Origin of the sequence: Acinetobacter sp. AG3 (assembly GCF_022343575.1) — a bacterium.
GTDB classification, from domain to species: Bacteria; Pseudomonadota; Gammaproteobacteria; order Pseudomonadales; family Moraxellaceae; genus Acinetobacter; species Acinetobacter guillouiae.
Window position 1 is genome coordinate 3107836 of record NZ_JAKQZD010000001.1, and the last position, 20527, is coordinate 3128362.

The 20527-nt window shown below is 39.0% G+C and carries 19 protein-coding genes; 8 read left to right on the forward strand and 11 right to left on the reverse strand.

All coding sequences use genetic code 11. The features are described from left to right. The first annotated feature begins 67 nt into the window (after positions 1-67). A complete protein-coding gene (locus tag L3V46_RS14365; RefSeq protein WP_239046064.1) occupies positions 68-604 on the forward strand; it encodes a hypothetical protein in 537 nt (178 codons plus the stop codon). Between the two features lie 241 nt (positions 605-845). Here the strand turns inward: L3V46_RS14365 and proB are convergent, their stop codons facing one another. After that, on the reverse strand, positions 846-1979 hold the full coding sequence (proB, locus tag L3V46_RS14370) for a glutamate 5-kinase (RefSeq protein WP_004721861.1): 1134 nt from the start codon (positions 1977-1979) through the stop codon (positions 846-848). Positions 1980-2040: 61 nt separating this feature from the next. Next, complete coding sequence (gene cgtA / locus L3V46_RS14375) at positions 2041-3264, reverse strand: Obg family GTPase CgtA (RefSeq protein ID WP_004820174.1); 1224 nt, start codon at positions 3262-3264, stop codon at positions 2041-2043. A 301-nt stretch (positions 3265-3565) separates the two neighbouring features. Here cgtA and prfH point away from each other — a divergent pair, with 301 nt between their 5' ends. Together prfH and L3V46_RS14385 are read left to right on the forward strand one after the other, a co-directional pair. After that, on the forward strand, positions 3566-4156 hold the full coding sequence (gene prfH / locus L3V46_RS14380) for a peptide chain release factor H (RefSeq protein WP_239046065.1): 591 nt from the start codon (positions 3566-3568) through the stop codon (positions 4154-4156). Positions 4157-4179: 23 nt separating this feature from the next. After that, positions 4180-5250: a hypothetical protein gene (locus L3V46_RS14385; RefSeq protein WP_239046066.1), complete on the forward strand. Its 1071-nt coding sequence runs from the start codon at positions 4180-4182 to the stop codon at positions 5248-5250. A 54-nt stretch (positions 5251-5304) separates the two neighbouring features. Here L3V46_RS14385 and L3V46_RS14390 read toward each other — a convergent pair whose 3' ends face one another. Continuing rightward, a complete protein-coding gene (locus tag L3V46_RS14390; protein ID WP_096733633.1) occupies positions 5305-6666 on the reverse strand; it encodes a dicarboxylate/amino acid:cation symporter in 1362 nt (453 codons plus the stop codon). A 419-nt stretch (positions 6667-7085) separates the two neighbouring features. Here L3V46_RS14390 and L3V46_RS14395 point away from each other — a divergent pair, with 419 nt between their 5' ends. After that, on the forward strand, positions 7086-8081 hold the full coding sequence (locus L3V46_RS14395) for a glycosyl transferase family protein (RefSeq protein WP_234622824.1): 996 nt from the start codon (positions 7086-7088) through the stop codon (positions 8079-8081). A 27-nt stretch (positions 8082-8108) separates the two neighbouring features. Here L3V46_RS14395 and L3V46_RS14400 read toward each other — a convergent pair whose 3' ends face one another. The 3 genes from L3V46_RS14400 to L3V46_RS14410 all read right to left on the reverse strand — a co-directional run bounded on the left by L3V46_RS14400 (position 8109) and on the right by L3V46_RS14410 (position 9993). Continuing rightward, entirely contained in the window at positions 8109-8573 is a 465-nt protein-coding gene (locus tag L3V46_RS14400; protein WP_239046067.1) for a hypothetical protein, read from the reverse strand. Between the two features lie 212 nt (positions 8574-8785). Further along, on the reverse strand, positions 8786-9052 hold the full coding sequence (locus tag L3V46_RS14405) for a DUF1315 family protein (protein WP_004721875.1): 267 nt from the start codon (positions 9050-9052) through the stop codon (positions 8786-8788). 2 nt (positions 9053-9054) lie between these two features. Continuing rightward, a complete protein-coding gene (locus tag L3V46_RS14410; RefSeq protein WP_042140791.1) occupies positions 9055-9993 on the reverse strand; it encodes an NAD(+) kinase in 939 nt (312 codons plus the stop codon). Positions 9994-10152: 159 nt separating this feature from the next. On the opposite strand from L3V46_RS14410, the gene mrcB reads away from it, so the two are divergent. Then, positions 10153-12546, forward strand: a complete 2394-nt coding sequence (gene mrcB, locus L3V46_RS14415; RefSeq protein ID WP_239046068.1) for a penicillin-binding protein 1B — start codon at positions 10153-10155, stop codon at positions 12544-12546. A gap of 51 nt (positions 12547-12597) precedes the next feature. After that, entirely contained in the window at positions 12598-13182 is a 585-nt protein-coding gene (locus tag L3V46_RS14420; protein ID WP_004820161.1) for a hypothetical protein, read from the forward strand. A 26-nt stretch (positions 13183-13208) separates the two neighbouring features. On the opposite strand, the gene L3V46_RS14425 is transcribed toward L3V46_RS14420, so the two are convergent. After that, entirely contained in the window at positions 13209-14120 is a 912-nt protein-coding gene (locus tag L3V46_RS14425; protein ID WP_239046069.1) for an NUDIX domain-containing protein, read from the reverse strand. Positions 14121-14260: 140 nt separating this feature from the next. Between L3V46_RS14425 and L3V46_RS14430 the strand changes: the two genes are divergently transcribed. After that, positions 14261-14431: a hemin uptake protein HemP gene (locus L3V46_RS14430; RefSeq protein ID WP_004721884.1), complete on the forward strand. Its 171-nt coding sequence runs from the start codon at positions 14261-14263 to the stop codon at positions 14429-14431. A 189-nt stretch (positions 14432-14620) separates the two neighbouring features. Here the strand turns inward: L3V46_RS14430 and L3V46_RS14435 are convergent, their stop codons facing one another. The 4 genes from L3V46_RS14435 to L3V46_RS14450 form a co-directional block, all read right to left on the reverse strand. Beyond that, a complete protein-coding gene (locus L3V46_RS14435) occupies positions 14621-15955 on the reverse strand; it encodes a HAMP domain-containing sensor histidine kinase (protein WP_239046070.1) in 1335 nt (444 codons plus the stop codon). A gap of 41 nt (positions 15956-15996) precedes the next feature. Further along, positions 15997-16662: a response regulator transcription factor gene (locus L3V46_RS14440; RefSeq protein ID WP_239046071.1), complete on the reverse strand. Its 666-nt coding sequence runs from the start codon at positions 16660-16662 to the stop codon at positions 15997-15999. 162 nt (positions 16663-16824) lie between these two features. Then, positions 16825-17184: a NirD/YgiW/YdeI family stress tolerance protein gene (locus L3V46_RS14445; RefSeq protein ID WP_004820153.1), complete on the reverse strand. Its 360-nt coding sequence runs from the start codon at positions 17182-17184 to the stop codon at positions 16825-16827. Between the two features lie 101 nt (positions 17185-17285). Continuing rightward, complete coding sequence (locus L3V46_RS14450; protein ID WP_239046072.1) at positions 17286-19043, reverse strand: GspE/PulE family protein; 1758 nt, start codon at positions 19041-19043, stop codon at positions 17286-17288. A gap of 174 nt (positions 19044-19217) precedes the next feature. Between L3V46_RS14450 and L3V46_RS14455 the strand changes: the two genes are divergently transcribed. Further along, positions 19218-20477: an MgtC/SapB family protein gene (locus L3V46_RS14455; protein WP_239046073.1), complete on the forward strand. Its 1260-nt coding sequence runs from the start codon at positions 19218-19220 to the stop codon at positions 20475-20477. Positions 20478-20527: the final 50 nt, after the last annotated feature.

A 20527-nucleotide genomic window follows, 5' to 3' on the forward strand; every position in this document is an offset into this window, starting at 1 on the left:
ATGCATATCCCAATATTGTTGTTACTGAGTTGTATGATAGCAACACCTTCCCTCTATGCTTCTGATCTTGCCCCAATGCTCGGATCTTGGCAATGTACTGCTCAAGCTGAAATTGCACTACCTATATAATGCAGGTAAGCCACTTAAAATGGTTGAGACCTATACCGTGATGACGACTGCAGATGGAATCAGTGAAGGAGATGATTCAACTATTTTTTACTTTCCCTTAGGGGAAAAGTTGATGCCCATTGAGGTGATTAGCCATTCTAAAGCGCAATATCGTTTACAAGGTGACACCTTAAAACTTCTTGTTTTAACTTGGGAATTACGTGAAGGACGTATTGCCCCTAAAGAACGGGCAGATTTTATTACCAGTATGCTAGGCAAAAATGCACCAGCTGCAGCTCGCTCACAACTAGGAGCAAAAATAGATCGTATGGCTGAAGATTTTGCTGAAACTATTGCGAAAAGTTTTCAGGCAAGAATCGGTAAAGAAAGTTCCATGCCATTTCGGGTGACGACCACGGGTGCTGGAAAAATAGAAAAAACCTTTGGTTCAGGTCCAAAAGCTGTCACACATCAATGTGTCCGTTTATCCAAATGATAGTTGACTCGTGATTTGAGGAAAAATTAAATGTGCTTGCTCAACATACCTTTATATGGGTATTGCTATTCCAATGCTACGAACGCAAACAATGCCTATTCAATAGTTAGGGTTCAGTTATAGCATGGGTCGGCCATAAATTTTTTAAATCCGATCTATACAACGAAAAAGCACCATTAATCACACCCAAATAAAAACCCCGCCAAAGCGGGGTTATATTTCTTAGAAATCTTAAAGCTAATCAATAAATCGACATGTGATTACGATGAATCATTTCTAAAGAACGTGCTTCACCTAGCACCTGATACACTTTATCCGAAGCTAAACCTTTGACAGTTTCAGCAGAACGCGAACTAAAGTTCACCCGTCCAACCGCGACTCGATGACCATACTGATCAACACATTCCACAACATCACCACGATCAAAATGCCCTTCAACAGCTTTTACCCCTACAGGCAATAAACTACGATGGTTTTCTTTAATGGCTTTGACAGCACCATCATCTAAAACCAAACGCCCTGCAGTTTGAAGGTGTGCAGCTAACCACTGTTGATGTGCTGTAACACGATCATCATCAGTAATGAATAAAGTACCCAATAATTCACCCGCCATTAAACGAGCCAATACATTGTCACTTTCACCACTGGCAATCAGCGTTGGACAACCTGACTTGGCAGCCAGACGAGCAGCGCGAACTTTGGTCAACATACCACCACGACCAAACTTACCACCACCGCCTGCCATATCAAACAAGGTTTCATCCATTGCGCGAACAGTATGGAATAATTTTGCATTTGGATTAGAACGCGGGTCTGAATCAAACATCCCTTGCTGATCAGTCAAAATGATCAGTAAGTCTGCATGAACTTGCCCTGCAACCATTGCTGCAAGCGTATCATTATCACCAAAGCGAATTTCATCAGTAGACACTGTGTCATTTTCATTGATTACAGGAATCACTTTCCAATCAATTAAATTTTGCAGTGCATCACATGAGTTAAGGTAACGACGGCGATCCGCAAGATCATCATGAGTTAACAAGACTTGCGCCGTTTGGATAGAATGCTTTTCCAACACGCTTGACCACGTATGAATTAGCCCCATCTGACCAATGGCAGCACAAGCTTGTAGACTGGGTAAATCGGTGGGTCGATTCTCTAGCTTCATACGAACCATCCCTTCAGCCACAGCACCTGAAGACACAAGAATAATCTCGTGTCCTGCATTGTGTAGATCTGCAATTTGTTTCGCCCAATGCGAAATTGCATCCAAATCTAAACCTTGCCCATTTGCTGTGAGTAAAGATGATCCGATTTTAACAACGATACGTTTTAAAGCCTTGAGCTGACGTTGCCCATCTACCACTTCTATCATCTTGTCCTCGGTCTTTCTTTTCTAAATGGGTATCTTTAGAAATGATAGATACCCTTAGAAATTAGCGTACGTAGTACACTTCCATTTCGCCATCATCCTCGCCATCGTCATCCTCATCATCTTCTTCCTCTGCCAAAATACCAGCAAGACGTTGTTGACGACGCATTTCACGATAAGCTTCTTTTGCAGCAATCGTTTGCTCACGTGTTTCAGCTTCAAGCTGATCACGGAATGCTTTCATTTTCGCTGCATACTCTGGATCTTCGTCTTCCAACTCACGTTGTTGCTCGATTTGATCCATGAGGTAATACACAACAGGTTTGGTACCTTCCTCAAGCAAGCCTGAAGTTTTAAATACAGGACCATCCCATTGTAATTCTTCAAGAATATGATTACACCATTCTTCTTGAGTATCATCAGTTAATTGATCAAGTTTGTTTAAAACAAGAACAATCGGTAATTGAGCCAATGTTGGTGAGAATTTTTTCAATTCTTCCACAATCGCTTTGGCATTGTAGGCAGGATCTGAACCATCAATCGGTTGTACATCGACAATATGCAAAAGAATACGTGTACGTGCCAAATGCTTAAGGAAGCGAATCCCTAAACCTGCACCTTCTGCTGCACCTTCAATCAATCCTGGAATATCCGCCATAACGAATGAACGATGACGATCCGCATCGACCACACCTAAGTTCGGTACCATTGTTGTAAATGGATAATCTGCAACTTTTGGTTTAGCTGCTGATACTGCACGGATAAAGGTAGATTTACCTGCATTCGGCATCCCCAATAAACCTACATCCGCTAGAACTTTTAACTCTAAACGAATTTCACGGTATTCACCTTTGATACCATGTGTACATTTACGCGGAGAACGGTTAGTCGATGATTTAAAATGAGTATTCCCCAAACCACCATCGCCACCATGTGCAACTAAAACCTTTTGGCCATCTTCAACCAAATCACCAATAATATCGCCAGACTCTGTATCTACAATGGTTGTTCCTACTGGAACTTTCAGAATAACTGATTCACCACCACGACCAGCACAGTTTGCGCCAGCACCGTTTTTACCACGTTCAGCGCGAAATTTACGGGTATAACGATAATCTACTAAGGTACTGGTATCGTCGTCAGCTTGAATATATACGCTGCCGCCACGACCACCATCACCACCATCTGGGCCACCAAATGGTACAAATTTTTCACGGCGAAAACTGGCTACGCCATTGCCACCGTCGCCAGCCTCTACGGTAATGACTGCTTCATCAACAAAGCGCATGCTGCCAATCCTCTAAAATCTTTAAAACCCCATATTCTGCCATATTTTCAAAAATTTCTCGAATAGTATTATTCAGCTAAGCATGAATTTTCTTAAACATTTATTGTGAGAGGCTTGATAATGCATATTTTTATTCGATTTCGATTGTTTTTTATTCACATATTTTCCTATAATCAGTTAGCTGAAAATCAATAATTCAAAATTAAATCACGCTTATTTTAATGAATCTCACAATTTCTGTTTATTCGCATGCATTTTTTTGATTTTCGAATTTATACATTAATTTTAAGGAACACTCATATTGTCTATCGTCCAACTCAGTGCTGCGCTTGGACCCGCAGAATGTGAACTCGCTGTAAAATATACGCTTGAAGAAATACGCAAAGAAGCCAAAACAAAAAAGATCCGTCTCCAAACAATTGAAAGCCATACGACTCAATATGGTTATTCCTCGGTACTGCTCAGTGTCAATGAGGATGCCCGAACATGGCTCAATACTTGGCTCGGTACAATTCAATGGACTTTTCAAAGTCCAATTCGTCCACAACATAAACGTAAAAACTGGTTTGTAGGCATCACACTATTTGATACACCGTTGCAACTCCCTGCAGATGACACCATCACTTTTCAAGCCTGCCGTGCTTCAGGTGCTGGTGGCCAGCATGTCAACACAACCGACTCTGCTATCCATGCAACTCATGTTGCATCTGGAATAAGTGTAAAGGTCATGTCTGAACGGAGCCAACATGCCAATAAGCGTGTGGCAAAAGAGTGGATTGCACTCAAACTACAACAACTAATGGAGAGCCAGCAAGCTCATCAGAAACACGCTCAACATTTGCAACACGCGTTGATCGAGCGAGGCAATGCTATACGCAGTTTTAAGAAGTAGAAATATTTTAAAAAGAGAATTACATGAAACCAAAACACTATAATTTAAAAGGTTTAGATAGCGAAATTTTAGATATTACAGCTATTGATTCAGATACATGCAAAATTTATATCGTCACCCAACGCGGCTATTTATATTGCTACAACTTAACTCAACAGCAATTACAACAGTTATCCATAACGCCCCTTCCGCTTCCAGTTCTAAATAATCGAGAACTCCGTCATTACGGTACCCCTAAATACCAAATTAAATGTAGTGCCAATGGGAAATTTATCGCAGTTTATGTCGATCATGGGCAATTTGGAGTTGTAATAAATACCCAAACACTGGAAACAGTTCTACACATTGATAGTCAAAATTATTATGAAGATACCGTATCTTTCTCATTGGCTTTTGCACAGTTCAATTCACAAGATATTTGTATTTATAGAAGTGACTGGAATCGACTTGAAGCATTTAATTTAACCACAAATCAGCTTTTGACTGAGCACTATATTGCAGCTTATGAAACTGAACCTCCTAAACACTATTTAGATTACTTTCATGGCGCGTTATATGTCAGTCCAAACAATGATTATATTTTAGATGATGGTTGGATATGGCATCCTGTAGCTTCTCCCAAAGTTTGGTCACTCAGACAATGGTTTAAACATAACCCTTTTGAAAGTGAAGATGGCTCAAGTGTCCAAACATTATGTTATCGAGAAAACTGGAATGCTGTAATGTGCTGGCTTGATGATCAGCATGTTGCCATTTGGAATATTGAACTGTGGGATCAAGAAGAGTTTGACCTTAAACCTGAACCTAAAAATCGATCAGGAATACATCTTCTTTCACTCGCGAAAACTACGTGGGATGATGATTATTCAGCAAACTATTGGAAAATGCCCGAACAAACTCAACAAGTTTTTAATTTATATGCTGATCAAAATTTATTAATAATTGTAGGCGATAAGAATATTACGACTTATGCCATTGCTGATCGAATCTTGTTAAATCAAATCGACAATTCACGTCCACAAAAGCAGCATAAGAGTAGACAAAGCTTACTGTCTTTTGCAAATAAAACCATTTATGAAACAAGCTATATCTAAATTTTGGCAATAAAAAAGGAAGCCTGAGCTTCCTTGATTTACAACACAATAAAATTAAGACTTCTGCAAATCCAATTGAGGTTGATTTGATTCTTCAAGCATTTTACGATCCACTTCAGCTGGGTTATTTAAAGCATCATTGAGCTTATCAACATCCAGCTTTCCGACCCACTTGGCAACCACAATCGTTGCCAAAGAGTTACCCACCAAGTTAGTCAATGCACGTGCTTCTGACATGAAACGGTCAATACCTAAAATCAAAGCCAAACCAGCGACTGGGATATTGCCTACAGCAGCCAAAGTTGCTGCCATGACAATAAAGCCTGAACCAGTTACACCTGCTGCGCCTTTTGATGAAATCAACAAGACTGCAAGCAAGGTAATTTCATGCCAAATATCCAGTTGAGTATTGGTTGCTTGTGCAATAAAGATCGCCGCCATAGTCAAATAAATAGAGGTACCATCAAGATTAAATGAATAACCTGTTGGAATTACCAAACCAACCACAGACTTTTCACAGCCAGCAATTTCAAGCTTTTTCAGCATACGTGGTAATACAGATTCTGAAGACGATGTACCCAATACAATCAACAACTCTTCACGGATCATACGAATCATTTTTAAAATGCTAAATCCGCAGAAACGACTGATCGAACCTAAAATAATAAAGATAAACAACAAACACGTGATATAGAAACAAAGAATTAACTGTGCAAGTTGCGCTAAGCTACCAATCCCATACTTACCAATGGTAAATGCCATCGCACCAAAAGCACCGATTGGCGCAAGTTTCATAATCATATTCACAATGTTAAAGAACACATGCGAAATTTGATCAATCAATCTTAATACTGGTTTTCCAGCATCGCCCAGTTTATGTAATGCAAAACCAAACAATAAGGCAAATAAAAGAACTTGTAGAATTTCACCTTCTGCAAATGCACCCACAACAGTATTTGGAATGATATGCAAAAAGAAATCAACGGTAGACTGTGATGCACCTGATTCCACATACTTACTGATACCTGTGGTATCTAAAGTCGCAGGATCAACATTCATACCAACGCCCGGTTTGGCGATATTGATGACAACCAAACCAATAATCAGGGCAATGGTAGACACGACTTCAAAGTATAAAAGTGCAATACCACCGGTCTTACCCACTGATTTCATGCTTTCCATGCCCGCAATCCCACTGACCACGGTACAGAAAATCACAGGGGCAATAATCATTTTAATGAGCTTAATAAAAGCATCACCTAAAGGTTTGAGTTGTTCGCCTAAACCAGGAACACTTTTCTCTACACCATTGATCAATTGAGTACCACTTGGAAAGTAGTGCCCTACAATCACACCCAAAATAATGGCAACAATCACTTGAAAATAGAGTGACTTATACAGCGGTTTCTTAGCCATGATAATTACTTCTTTCTATATTTCTGTTTGAAGAAATATCCAATGTTAATGCTACCATTTGCTGACACAGCCCAAAACCTCGATAAAAACTTCTGGGAAGTCGGTTTTTAGCAAATAAAAATCCCTTCAGAAAACGACAGTTTTCCAAAACAATGACAACGAATGACGATGTTTAAGATTTATTCTCGCTGGCACCTTGGCCAAAAGAATAAATACAGAACAGGAGATAAAAAATAAAACGCTCTTCAAGGCTATTTTAATTAATTTTTGATGATCAATCTCTATGCAAATGTTAATTTCGCCTAACATCTGTGCAATTTATGCTTAGACCTTAGTCTAATATTGTCTATATCTATACGATTCAGATCCATTTATGGCATAGTGTATTCCACTGTATCCTCTCCCTTGATCCATTTGACATGAATACAAAACGCAATCTTTATAAAGACTTTGAACATCCTTTTGCGCAGTTTGTGCGAATTGTCGGTAAAGGGAAAAATGGTGCACGATCATTAACTTATGATGAAGCTTATCAAGCTTTTTCAATGATTTTGAAAAATGAAGTCTTAGATGTACAACTTGGCGCATTTTTAATGTTGCTTCGAGTCAAAGAAGAGTCTGTAGATGAACTGACAGGCTTTGTCCAAGCGACCAAAGACCAATTGAATTTTCAACCACTTGCTGTGGATTTAGATTGGTCATCTTATGCGGGTAAACGCAAACATTATCCGTGGTTTTTATTGGCAGCATTAACACTTTCAAAGCATGGTTATAAAATCGTGATGCATGGTGCATCAGGCCATACCATGAACCGTGTCTATACTGAACAAGTCTTAGAATACTTGGGCTTTCCAATTTGCCAAAATGAAGCACAAGTCAAACAGCAACTAGACACCCAAAATTTTGCCTATTTGCCTTTAAATGTAATTTCTCCGATCTTGGCAGATTTGATCAATCTTAGAAATGTGATGGGTTTACGCTCCCCGATTCACACACTGGCTCGTTTGATTAATCCATTCAATGCCAAAGCAACCTTACAGGCAATTTTCCACCCTGCTTATCGTAGTTCACACCAACAAGCTGCCTTTCAATTAGGTTATAAAAATAGTGCTGTGATTAAAGGTGAAGGTGGCGAGTTTGAGCGTAATCCTGATGCCAAAACTCTTATCTGTGGTATTCAAGATGGTGAACTTTATGAACATGAATTGCCTAAATTAACCGATAACCGTAGCCCAACAGAAGAACAGCTTGATCTCGCTGTTTTTAAATCGGTTTGGGAAGGCCAACAAGCACATGAGTATGGAGAAATTGCCATCACTGAAACAATGGGCATTGCTTTATATACCATGGGTATTGTAAATAACTATCCAGAAGCCATGAGTAAAGCAAAGTATCTTTGGAACACGCGTTTCTAATTTCATCTTTAAACACAAGCGTGAACGTTATTGATCACGCTTTTGGATAAAATAAAAATCAGCCCAATAGGGATAACTTTTCCCAGAAGAATGAATATTGATGAGTTGCAACTGATCACCCACTTTGACATCGATATTATTGGGTTGATAAGGACCAGATAAATAAGCATCTTTTTGCTTACCAATCAGACTTAAACAGTACAGATGATGGGTTTTTATCTTTTTTGATGCGTCGGCTGTATAAGCATTACGGATCTTGATACCAATTAACAGCATGGGATAACCATCATTTTTAATTGATGTATATTGTGTGACTGGCGTTTGGAAATTTTGACTTGCGGTTACGGTAACATCTAATAAACATTGAATACGTCTTGCATCACTTGTTTGCTCAGCGAATGCACTGGTCGAAATTGCAGTGATACAGAATAAACTGAGTCGGGCAAACTTTATTGTTTTTAGTTGCGTTATTGTTTTGAGCAGCTTGAGCATTTTAACCTCTTTATCGTTTTTAAGATTTTTATCATTCTGAATATCTTTATCACCTTATTACGCACTTCTCGTTTTAACATATTTATCGTTTTAACATAGTTATCGTTTTAATAGCATCATGATTGAAACAGTTTAAATATTATTGTTTTTTAAATTGAGTGTTTGAATCACAAAGTGAAACTACTCTGTGATTCAAGGGATCTTTTGCTCAGTTAGATAAAACGAATCGGTTTAAATTCTGGCTCAGGCACGTGCGAATCACATTCCTCACCTTCTTCTTTATGCCCTTTATCGATATAACCTGTACGTTCTTTTTCAGGTATATTCTGATGTTCCCAAGCAATCACTGCTTGCATACAGGTTTGACGTTGCTCAGCAGTCAACGCCACACCATTTGGCCATTTACCAATTTCTACCGCAGTTTTTAAACGCTCGACAATGTCAGCATCTAAAATAGAAAGCATCTGTTCAATATTCATGGTCAATCCCGCTGAAAAGAATCAAAATCTTGATTCCAGCCAAGTTTAGTACGACAAGCCATATAGAAGTCATAACCTGGTGGATGTAAAAGTATTAGTTTGAAGGGATGTTTACGAATATGCAAACTATCACCGACATTTAATGAAACGCTATGCTGTCCATCGGCACTGACCATCGGCAACACACGGTTTTCACGGATCAATATCTTAATTTCGCTTTGCCCACCCACCACAATCGGTCTTGATGACAACGTATGTGGGTGCATTGGAACCAAAGCAATCGCATCCATACTTGGATGTAAAATTGGTCCACCACCAGATAAGGCATATGCCGTTGAACCTGTCGGAGTCGATACAATTAAACCATCGCTGTGCTGACGATAAACATATTGCCCATCAATGTTCAGCTCAAAATCAATCATATGTACAGATTTACCAGAATGAAGTACCACATCATTCAAAGCAATTGCATCATAAATTATTTCATTTTTACTGCGAATTTCAATTTCCAATAAAAAGCGACGATCAAGCTGAAACTCACCTTTTAAAACTTGATCTAACTTAAACAGCACTTCAGTGGGTTTAATATCTGTTAAAAACCCTAAGCGACCGCGGTTCACCCCAAGTACAGGAATATTGTATTTTACCAATGCACGTGCAGCATGTAATAAAGAACCATCACCACCCACCACAATAACCAAATCAACCACTTCACCGAGCAGATTCTTACTGACAGTTTGTGTATTGGTATAAGGTACAAGTTGTGCTGTAGCTGTATCAAAAACTGGATGCAGACCCAAACTTAATAAATGATCGTGTATAAGACAAAGCGTATCAACCACAGATGATTTATCTGGTCTTCCAATTAAACCGATATTACGAAAGGTCTTTGGTGAAATTTGCACAGATGCGGTAGCTCCACTGAAATTCTGAGATATAATAGCACTCTCAGTATATGTTTATAAAATCATTCATATACGAAAAATAACGAGAATGTTTAAAAAGCCTTTAAATTTGTGTATTTCACAGATTTATTATTGCAAAATTAAGAAAAGCTTCGCATGATTAGCGAAAATAAATTTGGGTATTATTATCTGTATATGAAGACCGAACGTGGTATAGGCTTAATTGCACTGATTTTTTGTGTATTAATTATTGCAGTATTTCTCGCATTTAGCGTCTACTTAATTCGCCTCGACAATGTTATTCGAGATAAGTTTGAAGGCAATCGTTGGGATATTCCTGCGAAAGTATTCGCTCGCCCGTTAGAAATCTATGCAACTGCGCCAATTGCCCAAATAGAGTTTGAACAAGAGCTCAAATTACTCGGTTATAAAAACAGTGATAGCTATACCAAATCGGGAACCTATATTACCCAACCGAATACAATTTACGTGCATACACGTGGCTTTGACTTTGGTGACAGTGTAGATCCAGAACAAGTCCTACAAGTGACCTTTGCTGGCGATACAGTTACAGATGTAAAAGCCACCAAACCAACCAATACAGGAATCGCACGTTTAGAACCGATGTTGATTGGTGGTATCTACCCGCAACACAATGAAGACCGTGTCCTGATCAAATTAAATAAAGTTCCAAAGCCTTTGATTGAAGCATTAATCGCAACAGAGGATAGAAACTTTTATCGTCATCATGGTATTTCATTCCGTGGTACAGCGCGTGCTTTACTTAGTAATGTGACTGGTGGTAAACGTCAGGGTGGTTCAACACTGACGCAACAGTTGGTTAAGAACTTTTTCTTAACCCCTGAAAAGACCTTAAAACGTAAAGTGAATGAAGCCCTGATGTCGCTGTTATTGGAGCTTCATTACAGCAAAGACGAAATTTTAGAAGCCTATTTAAATGAAGTGAATTTAGGTCAAAGTGGTAACTACTCTGTCAATGGTTATGGCTTGGCTTCACAATTCTATTTTGGTTTACCACTCAGTGAATTAAATATTTCACAACAAGCATTTTTGGTTGGTTTAGTTCAAGGGCCTACTCTATTTAACCCTTGGAAAAATCCTGAAGGCGCAAAAAAACGTCGCGATATTGTGCTGAACAATATGTTGGTGATGGGATACTTAGACCAAGCACAATATGAAAAAGAAATTGCACGTCCGCTCAATGTGGTGCGTAAACCAACATTAGGTACAGCAAGCTTCCCAGACTTCTTAGATATTGTACGTCGTCAACTTAAAACCGAATACCAAGAATCAGATTTAACCAATCAAGGTTTAAGAATTTTTACGACACTTGATCCAATTGCACAAACTAGAGTGCAAAAGAGCTTTAGAGAAACGGTGAGCCGTTTAGCCAATGCGAACCCCGCAAGATTAAAAGACCTACAAGGTGCTGTTTTAGTTACCCGTCCTGAAAACGGCGAATTGATTGCCGCTGTTGGTTCAACCCAAGACTTTACTGGCTTTAACCGTACTGTAGATGCTAAACGTCAAGTAGGTTCTTTACTTAAACCTGTGATTTATTTAAGTGCGTTGGAATCAGGTCGTTATAACTGGGCATCACAAATTGAAGATGCGCCAATTAGTTTACCTGTCAGTGGTAATCAAACCTGGACACCAAAGAATTATAGTGGAACAGGTCATGGCTATGTTCCGATGTCTCAAGCCTTAGCAAACTCATATAACTTGTCTGCTGTACGTTTAGGGAACGAATTTGGGATCTCTACATTTAGCAATAACTTGTCTAAATTTGGGGTGACCTCAAAGATTCCAAACTACCCGTCTATTTTCCTTGGTGCGGTTGATATGTCACCCATGGAAGTAATGAGTATTTATGGTAACTTCGCAACAGGTGGATTTAAATATCCAACCAAAGCCATTCGTACTGTTGTAGATTCTAATGGTCGTTTATTAGAACGTTTTGGTTTAAATGTACAACAAACCATAGACCCTTCTGCTGCCTTCTTATTAAACTTTGGCTTACAACAAGTCATGTCTGTGGGTACAGGTAAAGCGGCTTACAACACATTACCTGCTGATCTCAAACTTGCGGGCAAATCTGGTACAACCAACGATACCCGTGATTCTTGGTTTGCTGGATATTCTGGCAATAATTTAGCAGTGGTGTGGTTAGGCTTAGACAATAATAAAATCACTGGGCTTACAGGTTCATCAGGTGCATTACCTGTCTGGATCAATGTCATGAAGCAGTTACGTCAAAAACCAGTGAATTTACGTCAAACAGATGATATTTCATGGCAATGGATTGACTCTCGTACTGGGGAGCTTTCAGCACAAGGCTGTGAAGGCGCACTATATATTCCATTATTACGTCACACAGTCCCTAATCGTGCGACAGAGTGCGGCATGCCATATTATCAAGTCGATCCTCAATCCACGCCTGATACGCAACAAAACACTTCACAGCCGCATTCAAGTGATAGTATAGAAAACTATATTCGCGAAAGTGAAGACAGTTTAGATCAGGACTCAAGAGGTCATGTGATCTCAAGTGGTAGTTATAACAACTAATCTAAACATGTTGGATATACGGGTAAATTGGCTTTTAAATAGGAATTTGTGATGAAACGAAATGTAAGCACAATCGCTTATATTCTAAGTTTAAGTGGAATATTAACTTTGGCTGGGTGTCAAACAACACCCCAACAAAATTCTAAACCAAGCAAATCTGTTGAAAAGCCAAAATCTGAACAGCCTGACCATCGGGTTGCGACACCAGATGGGGTAAAAATTACCCCTTATGAACGCCCTGAAATTAAACGTGAAAAAGTTCCTGTTGTGATTGCGCCACAATCCAAACCTCAAACGCAAAAATTTGAGGATGGGGAAAATATTCCAGCCTTTAAACAGCTCATCCAACAAACTCAAACCGCATATCAAAAAGGCCAGTGGGATGAAGCTGAACGTTATGCAATCCATGCACAACGTATAGCACCACAATCGGCACAAGTGTTCTCTTATTTGGCTCAAATTGCCAATCAGAAGAAACAATATGCAAATGCGGAATCTCTAGCGCGACGTGGTTTAAGTTATGCGCAAAGCCCATCCCAAAAGAAAACCTTTTGGAATGTTATTTTGCAGGCTGCTCAGCAATTAAAAAATCAACAGACCATCGCAGAAGCGCAAAAACAGTTACAACGCTTATAACTGTTTAAGCCAATATCTCTGCTCGATTAAAAATTTCGAATCCCAGCAATCCCGTATGCATAATGCTGTTGTGCAATCGCTAAATCAGCTTGGCTTAATCCCCCCAATGCAAAGACCGGTAAATCACAGGTCTTTGCATATTCAGCAAATTTTTCCCATCCAAGTGCATTGGCTTCAGGATGGGTCTGGGTTGCAAATACTGGACTTAACATCACAGCATCAAAGCCTAAGCTCTGTGCTCGCTGTAAAGATACCAAATCATGACATGCTGCTATACAACGTAGACCGATTGGTAACTGCCCGATGTGTAAATCCATCAATTGATGCTGTTTATAATGTACAGCAGCTATACTTTTTTGAAGATACTCAGGCAACTGTTGCCATAGCTCTATATTGACGATCAAACGAGATAAGGCATTTGCAGCTAACTGCGAAATTTGTGTTACAGCAACCTGATCTGCAGTCGTTCTAAAATAAAAAAGTTGCGCGTTGTCATCTAGACTTTTTTCTATGCTCAATGCTGAAAGATTGTCGGAGATTTTAATTTGATGCGCCCAGTACAAGCGTTGAATAATCGCTTGATTGGCTTTGGGGAAATTCAGTGCGAAGAGTTGATCACGTCCATACCATGTCCAAGGTTTCTGAATATCATGCAAATATTGTTCAGGAACCGTGGCATGAAAAAGATGGAGAAACACTTCAACATCATCATAAACATGATGGATCACGTCAAAAGCATGCCATTGCTGGATGCCAATTCCCACTTCCTCAAAGATCTCTCGACGGCATGCTTCAACAGGCGTTTCCCCTGCTTCAATTTTGCCGCCAGGAAATTCATATTTATTGCCCTGATGCTGATCTGCATTGCGCCAACCGACCAACACTTTCCCACGATAAAGTAATAAAGCGATAGCCACATGAATACTGGGTTTAGACATAAAAATCGACACCTGAATTTTTAATGAATTGTAAGCAATTATAGAAATTTTATAAATGATAAAAATTATCGTTGACAGACCTATTCGATAATGATTATCATTTAAATCACTTAGACAGCACCCCACACGGAGTAACAATAATGAACGCACCTTTTAGCCTATTCACACGTAACACTGAAGCTCACCAATCCCTTCCGATGTTACATTCAAATAACTTATTTGCATTAGGGCGCGAAATTCGCATCATGCATGCTGGAGAAGAATATCGCTTACGTTTAACACGTAACAATCGTCTAATTTTGACCAAATAACTATAAAAACATTAAGTTAAAACAAAAAACGTGGGAACAAGCAGTATGAATCAGCGCATACTGCTTTTTAATTTTGTCAGCTGATTTTTAATGCTTGTCTGTTGATTTTTATGCAACAACCTATCTCTATAAATCGATCCAATGAAATGCTAAACACTCAATAAAAATAACCGATTCAATCGTACAGCTTTAACGTAAATAAACACAAACGCTCAAACCGCCATATTCGGAAGCAGCAAACTGAATCTGTCCATGATGCAGATCGATCACCTTTTTACAAATTGATAAACCTAAGCCTGAACCTTGTGTTTTGGTCCCCAACGCTCGGTAAAAACGTTCACCTAAACGATCTAAGATATCTTGAGGAATACCCTCACCATCATTTTGAATTTCAAAGCTATTGCTATTGTTTAAAGGTCCAATCTGAATATAAATATTGCCCTGTACTGGCGTATAACGAATCGCATTATCGACAAGATTGCGAATACAAATAAACAGTAATTCTTCATTTACATAGACCTGAACATCTTCGCTTTGAATATGAATCTGAACCTGCTTTTCATCTATACATGGATCTAAGCTACTTAACACATGCTGAGTCATTTGCTCTAGACTTATCCAAGTCTTCGGTAATTCACTGGCATCCGCTGGATCTAATCGTGCTAAAAGCAAAAGATTTTCAAGAACCAGCGTTCCTCGATTCACATCATTTTGAATACTATTGAGTTGCTGATAAATCTCAGGAACCTCTGCATATTTGCGTTGTAATAACTGCAAACGCATTTGTATCGCAGAAAGCGGCGAGCGCAATTCATGTGATGCATCTGCGGTAAAGCGTTGTTCAGCAATTAAAGCTTGATCCAGTCGAGCAAGCATTTGATTGAGCTGATTGACCATTGGCTCAAGTTCTTTAAATGCAGGCTGTTGCTGAATTAAGCTGAGATCATTGGCATTTTTCTCTGCAATTTCTGTTGAAAGCAGTTGAATGGATTTAAATTGTTTTTTAACTGAGAAATGTAAAATCAGCCATTGCACCAACCATAAGCTCAATAAAACCAATAGATAGCTGATAAAACTTTGCAATAAGTCTTTAAAACGGACACTTAAGGGCTGTACAACATAGACGCTTAACTGAGAATCCTGATCAATTGCTCGGTAGCTACGTAACAACTTATTTTCTGCCCAAATAAATGCATATCCATTGTCTTCGTGTTTAGACAGAAGATTGGCTTGACCTTGTTGCAAATCAAATTCAGGTGATTGGGTCAACATCACCTGACCATTCATCAATCGATATTGAATATCAAATTCATCACTTAACTCATCCAATTGAAAACCAGAGGTCGCACTTAAATCTGAGATCAGAAGCATATCTGCAACTTCATCCATGATTTCATCTTGTACCTTCATGTTGTGATAAATCGAAAGACTGACCAGAAGTATCAGCGCAAAAACACCTGCCACAATTGAACTGAGCATGGAGGTCTTAATCAGCTTAGTTTGTAGTGATACTGCTTGGCTCATATTCATCCTATTGAAATCATTCAAAGTGCTCGGTGAAATACTCAATCTTGCTCTTTATTCATACGATAGCCCAAGCCACGGATTGTTTTAATCAAATGTCCACCGATCTTCTTACGCAATTGATAGATATAAACTTCAATCGCATTACTTTCAATTTCATCTCCCCAAGCATAAAGAGATTCTTCCAATTGCTCTCGTGTCACAATATGTTCAGGCTTTTGCATCAATTTATGTAAAATTTGAAATTCTTTTGCAGTGAGATGAACAACTTGCTGATCCTGAAATACCGTTTTCGCTTGAGTATCTAACACTAAATTTTCATATTTTATTTCATGTAAATTTGTGACTTGGGTTTGTCTGAGCTGTGCCCGTACTCGGGCAGATAATTCTTCTAAACTAAAAGGCTTTACCAAATAATCATTTGCGCCGAGATCCAAACCTTGCACACGATCTTGAATACTATCTCTCGCTGTAAGAAAAATCACAGGAATTTCTGGAAATTGACGTTTTAACAGTTTAAGAATTTCATCGCCAGTGGCTTTGGGCAAACCACGATCTAGCAAAATGCAGTCATATTGATGCTGTTCTATGGCTAAAATTGCATGATCACCACGTTCGACCCAATCTATATTGTAGCCATCCATTTCCAACCAAGATTTAATACTTTCAGCTTGTGAACTATCATCTTCAGCGAGCAAAATTCGCATAGACCATCTCTCTTTTAGGCAGATAAAGCCTTGATCAAAATAAAATCTGCAGTTTGTTGCTGTTCATACTTGTTGAACATAGGTAAAGACCACATGCATACACATGTAGTCTTAGCGAATATAACGAGAATCTGCTGTGATTTGTTTTAATGGATAAAATAATTAAAAATTCACCGCATCTACATCAATTTCTACACGTTTCGTAGGTTTATAGTCGATATCGACCTCACCAAACAATGTCACTGTAGCATTTGCCGCGATCGGTTTACCTTGCCATAATTCATCATCAATATCGACAGTAATGCTACCTGTGCTATCACGGAATTGATATTTTTCATCACCGATTGCTTTAACCACATTGCCACGAAGCTGCACTTTAGTATCGTCTTTTAATGTTAACGCCTGTTTTACTGTGGTTAAACTTGGTGTAAGCGCTGATTGATTTATCGCTGTGTTTGCAGTGGCAAAACTTGTTAAACCAATCAAGCTTGTGGTTAAAATTGTTTTCGCAATGACGTTCATTGTTGTGTCCTCATATCGGTTCATTGTTTCGATAGAAGCATTAAAACAAACCAACATGAGGTGAATCTTAGGATTTCTTCATTTGCTCTTTTAAGTCAAAATTAATTTAAAGGCACAACTCTAAGGACTTCTTCCAGCGTAGTTACCCCTTCCAATACTTTCCGTGCACCAGCAATTCTTAATGGTTCAATACCCTCTTTTTTTGCCTGCATTTTTAAATCATCTAAAGTCACACCCGCACTAATTCGCTGCTTTGCTTCAAGGCTAATCGGCATAAACTCGTAGATCCCAACACGACCTTTATAACCTGTTTGACGGCATTCCTCACATCCAACTGCTTTATATACAAAACTAGGCATTTTGGTCTGATAGCCAAATGTCAAATGCTTCCACTCTTGTTCATTGATAAAGGTTTCTTGTTTGCAATGAGGGCAAAGCTTACGCACTAAACGCTGAGCCAATACTCCCAAAATCGTTGCAGCGGTTAAAAAAGGCTGCACGCCTAAATCATGCAAACGTGTCAAACTTGATGGTGCATCATTGGTATGCAGGGTTGAAAGTACTAAGTGACCTGTTAATGCTGCCTGAATCGCCATGTTGGCAGTATCTTGGTCACGAATTTCCCCAACCATAATAATATCTGGATCTTGACGCATCAACGCACGGATACCATCGGCAAAACCGAGCTCAATCCCTTGATTGACCTGCATCTGGTTAAAACTTGGCTCCAACATCTCAATCGGATCTTCAATGGTACAGACATTCACTTGTTCGGTAGCCAATTGTTTTAACGAAGAATAAAGCGTGGTGGTTTTACCTGAACCTGTGGGGCCAGTCACCAAAATAATGCCATGACTATGTTGCGTTAAAGCATGCCACTGTGCCAATAAATGTTCATCAAAACCCAATTGTTGAAAACTTCGTACCAAAACTTCTGGGTCGAAAATACGCATTACCAACTTTTCACCAAAAGCAGTCGGCAATGTTGAAAGACGTAACTCGGTTTCTTGTCCTTTCGGTGTCCGTGTTTTTAAACGCCCATCCTGCGGTTTACGTTTTTCTGCAACATTCATACGACCTAAAATTTTAATCCGTGAAATAACCGCGGTTAAGGTATTGGCTGGCATATTATAAATCGTATGCAGTACCCCATCGATACGAAAACGAATTTTGCCTTTTTCCTTACGCGGTTCTAAGTGAATATCACTCGCCCCTTGCTCAAAAGCAAACTGTAAAACCCAATCGACCAGTTTCACAATATGCTGATCATTGGCATCAGGATTCTGGGTATCACCCAATTGTAAAAGTGCTTCTACACCTTTATTTTCTTTATCATAGGCACTGGATTTTTGCGAATTGCTGACCGCTTTACTGACTTGATAGTACTCAGTTAAATAACGTTGTAATAACTCAGGATTTAACACTACTTTTTCAATTTTTTTGGGGCTTAAACTACGCTCTAAATTATGTACCCAATCCGTCATAAAAGGCTGCGCTGTACCAATCAGAATTTTATCGGCACTGACCTCAACTGCTAAAATTTTATTTCTTATTGCAAACTCTTGCGACATAACATTGGTCAGTGAAGTCACATCGGCCTTTAACGGATCAATTGTAAATGAATTGAGTTCGGCTTTTTCAGCTAACCATTCTGTCAGTGTGGTCAAAGTCAGTCTTTTCACTGGATTTTTAGCATCGACGAGCTTAAAGCTGGCTATCCATTGCAAAGGATGCCACTTCAACTGATCGCGTAGTCGATGCGTGGTTTGTACCAATAATTTTTCACGTTCTGTAATACGACCATCTTTTAATAATTGTTCTAAACACCAAGCTGTATCGATTTCAAAATTAAATTGCATTGTTATATCCCCGAAACTCAATCTACTATAACAAAATTAATTGTTGTATTTCTTGGATTTTCTAAATTCAATAATGTATTTAGCGTAAGGCTAAAAAATAAACTTTTGTTTTTCTAAAACTTTGCGATACATTGAAATCATTCTATTAATTCATGGTCTTATTTGGAGAGCACTATGAATTTTATATCGCTATATCCATTTCCATTTGGCTCTTATACCGATTTCCTCACCATCATTGCGGCTGCATTGGGTTGTGGTCTACTTATCGGTCTTGAACGTGAACGAAGTCAGCAACGTGAAAATCAAAATAGTTTTGCGGGTCTAAGGTCATTTGCCATCTGCGCTTTACTTGGCGCTGTTTGCTTTTTGTTTGGTCCCTATTTTGGCATTGCGGGTGCATTCATTACAGGTGGTATCGTCATTTATTCTTTAAAGAATCAAACTGATGATCCCGGTGTAACCACTGAAATTGCATTTATCCTCACTTATTTTATCGGTGGAATGTGCGTTTGGAATATTTCTTTTGCTGCAGGTTTATCGGTCATCCTCACCGTCTTGTTGATGACTAAACATTCTATGCATGGCATTGCAGGGAAATGGATTACAGAATCTGAATTTAAAGATGGAATTTTCTTACTGGCATTGTTATTAATTGCATTGCCACTGACACCAAACAAAGCTTTGTGGGGTGCTGTACTTAACCCCTATGTTATTTTAAAATTACTCACCTTAATCTTGGCGGTGCAAGCACTTGCACATATTGCCAAACGATTATTGTCATCAAAAAATGCCATGCTGTTGTCTTCGCTTGCTTCAGGTTTTGTTTCCAGTACCGCTACCATTGCCAGCTTAGGATTAGAAGTCAGAAATGAACGTGCAGATGCCAAAGCCAATGCTGGGGCAGCATTAATGTCTTGCGTGGCAACCCTACTACAACTCATGATTATTGTGATTGGGGTCAGTATTACATGGTTCAAGCTCATTGTACTGCCCAGTCTAATCGCTATCGCGATCCTGACCATTTTTGCCTTATGGTTTATGCGTCACACACAACCGATTGAAAATAATCAACTTACTGATAGTCGTATGTTTAGTCTAAAAGAAGCAGCCATTATTGCAGCATCGTTAACCTTGATTCAGGCAGGTGTATATGGGCTAAATCTTTTATTGGGTGATGCGGGTTTAATTGCAGGTACGCTTTTGGCCTCATTATTTGAAATTCATGGCGCTTTGGCCACGATTGTCATTCAGGGAGAACCGAGTAATCACATCTTATCTCTCGCCTTTGTTTTAGGTTTAGCTGCACATGCCATTGCGAAATCGATCAATGCATTTTTAAGTGGTGGCAGCCGCTATGCCTTGATCTTTGCTCCAATTCAAATTTTGCATATGACCATGTTTATCATCGTTTTTGTTTGGGCTCTTCAATATTAAAAGCACTTTTTTTTGCAAGGATGAAATTGAAAAGCAGCAAAATCATTTTA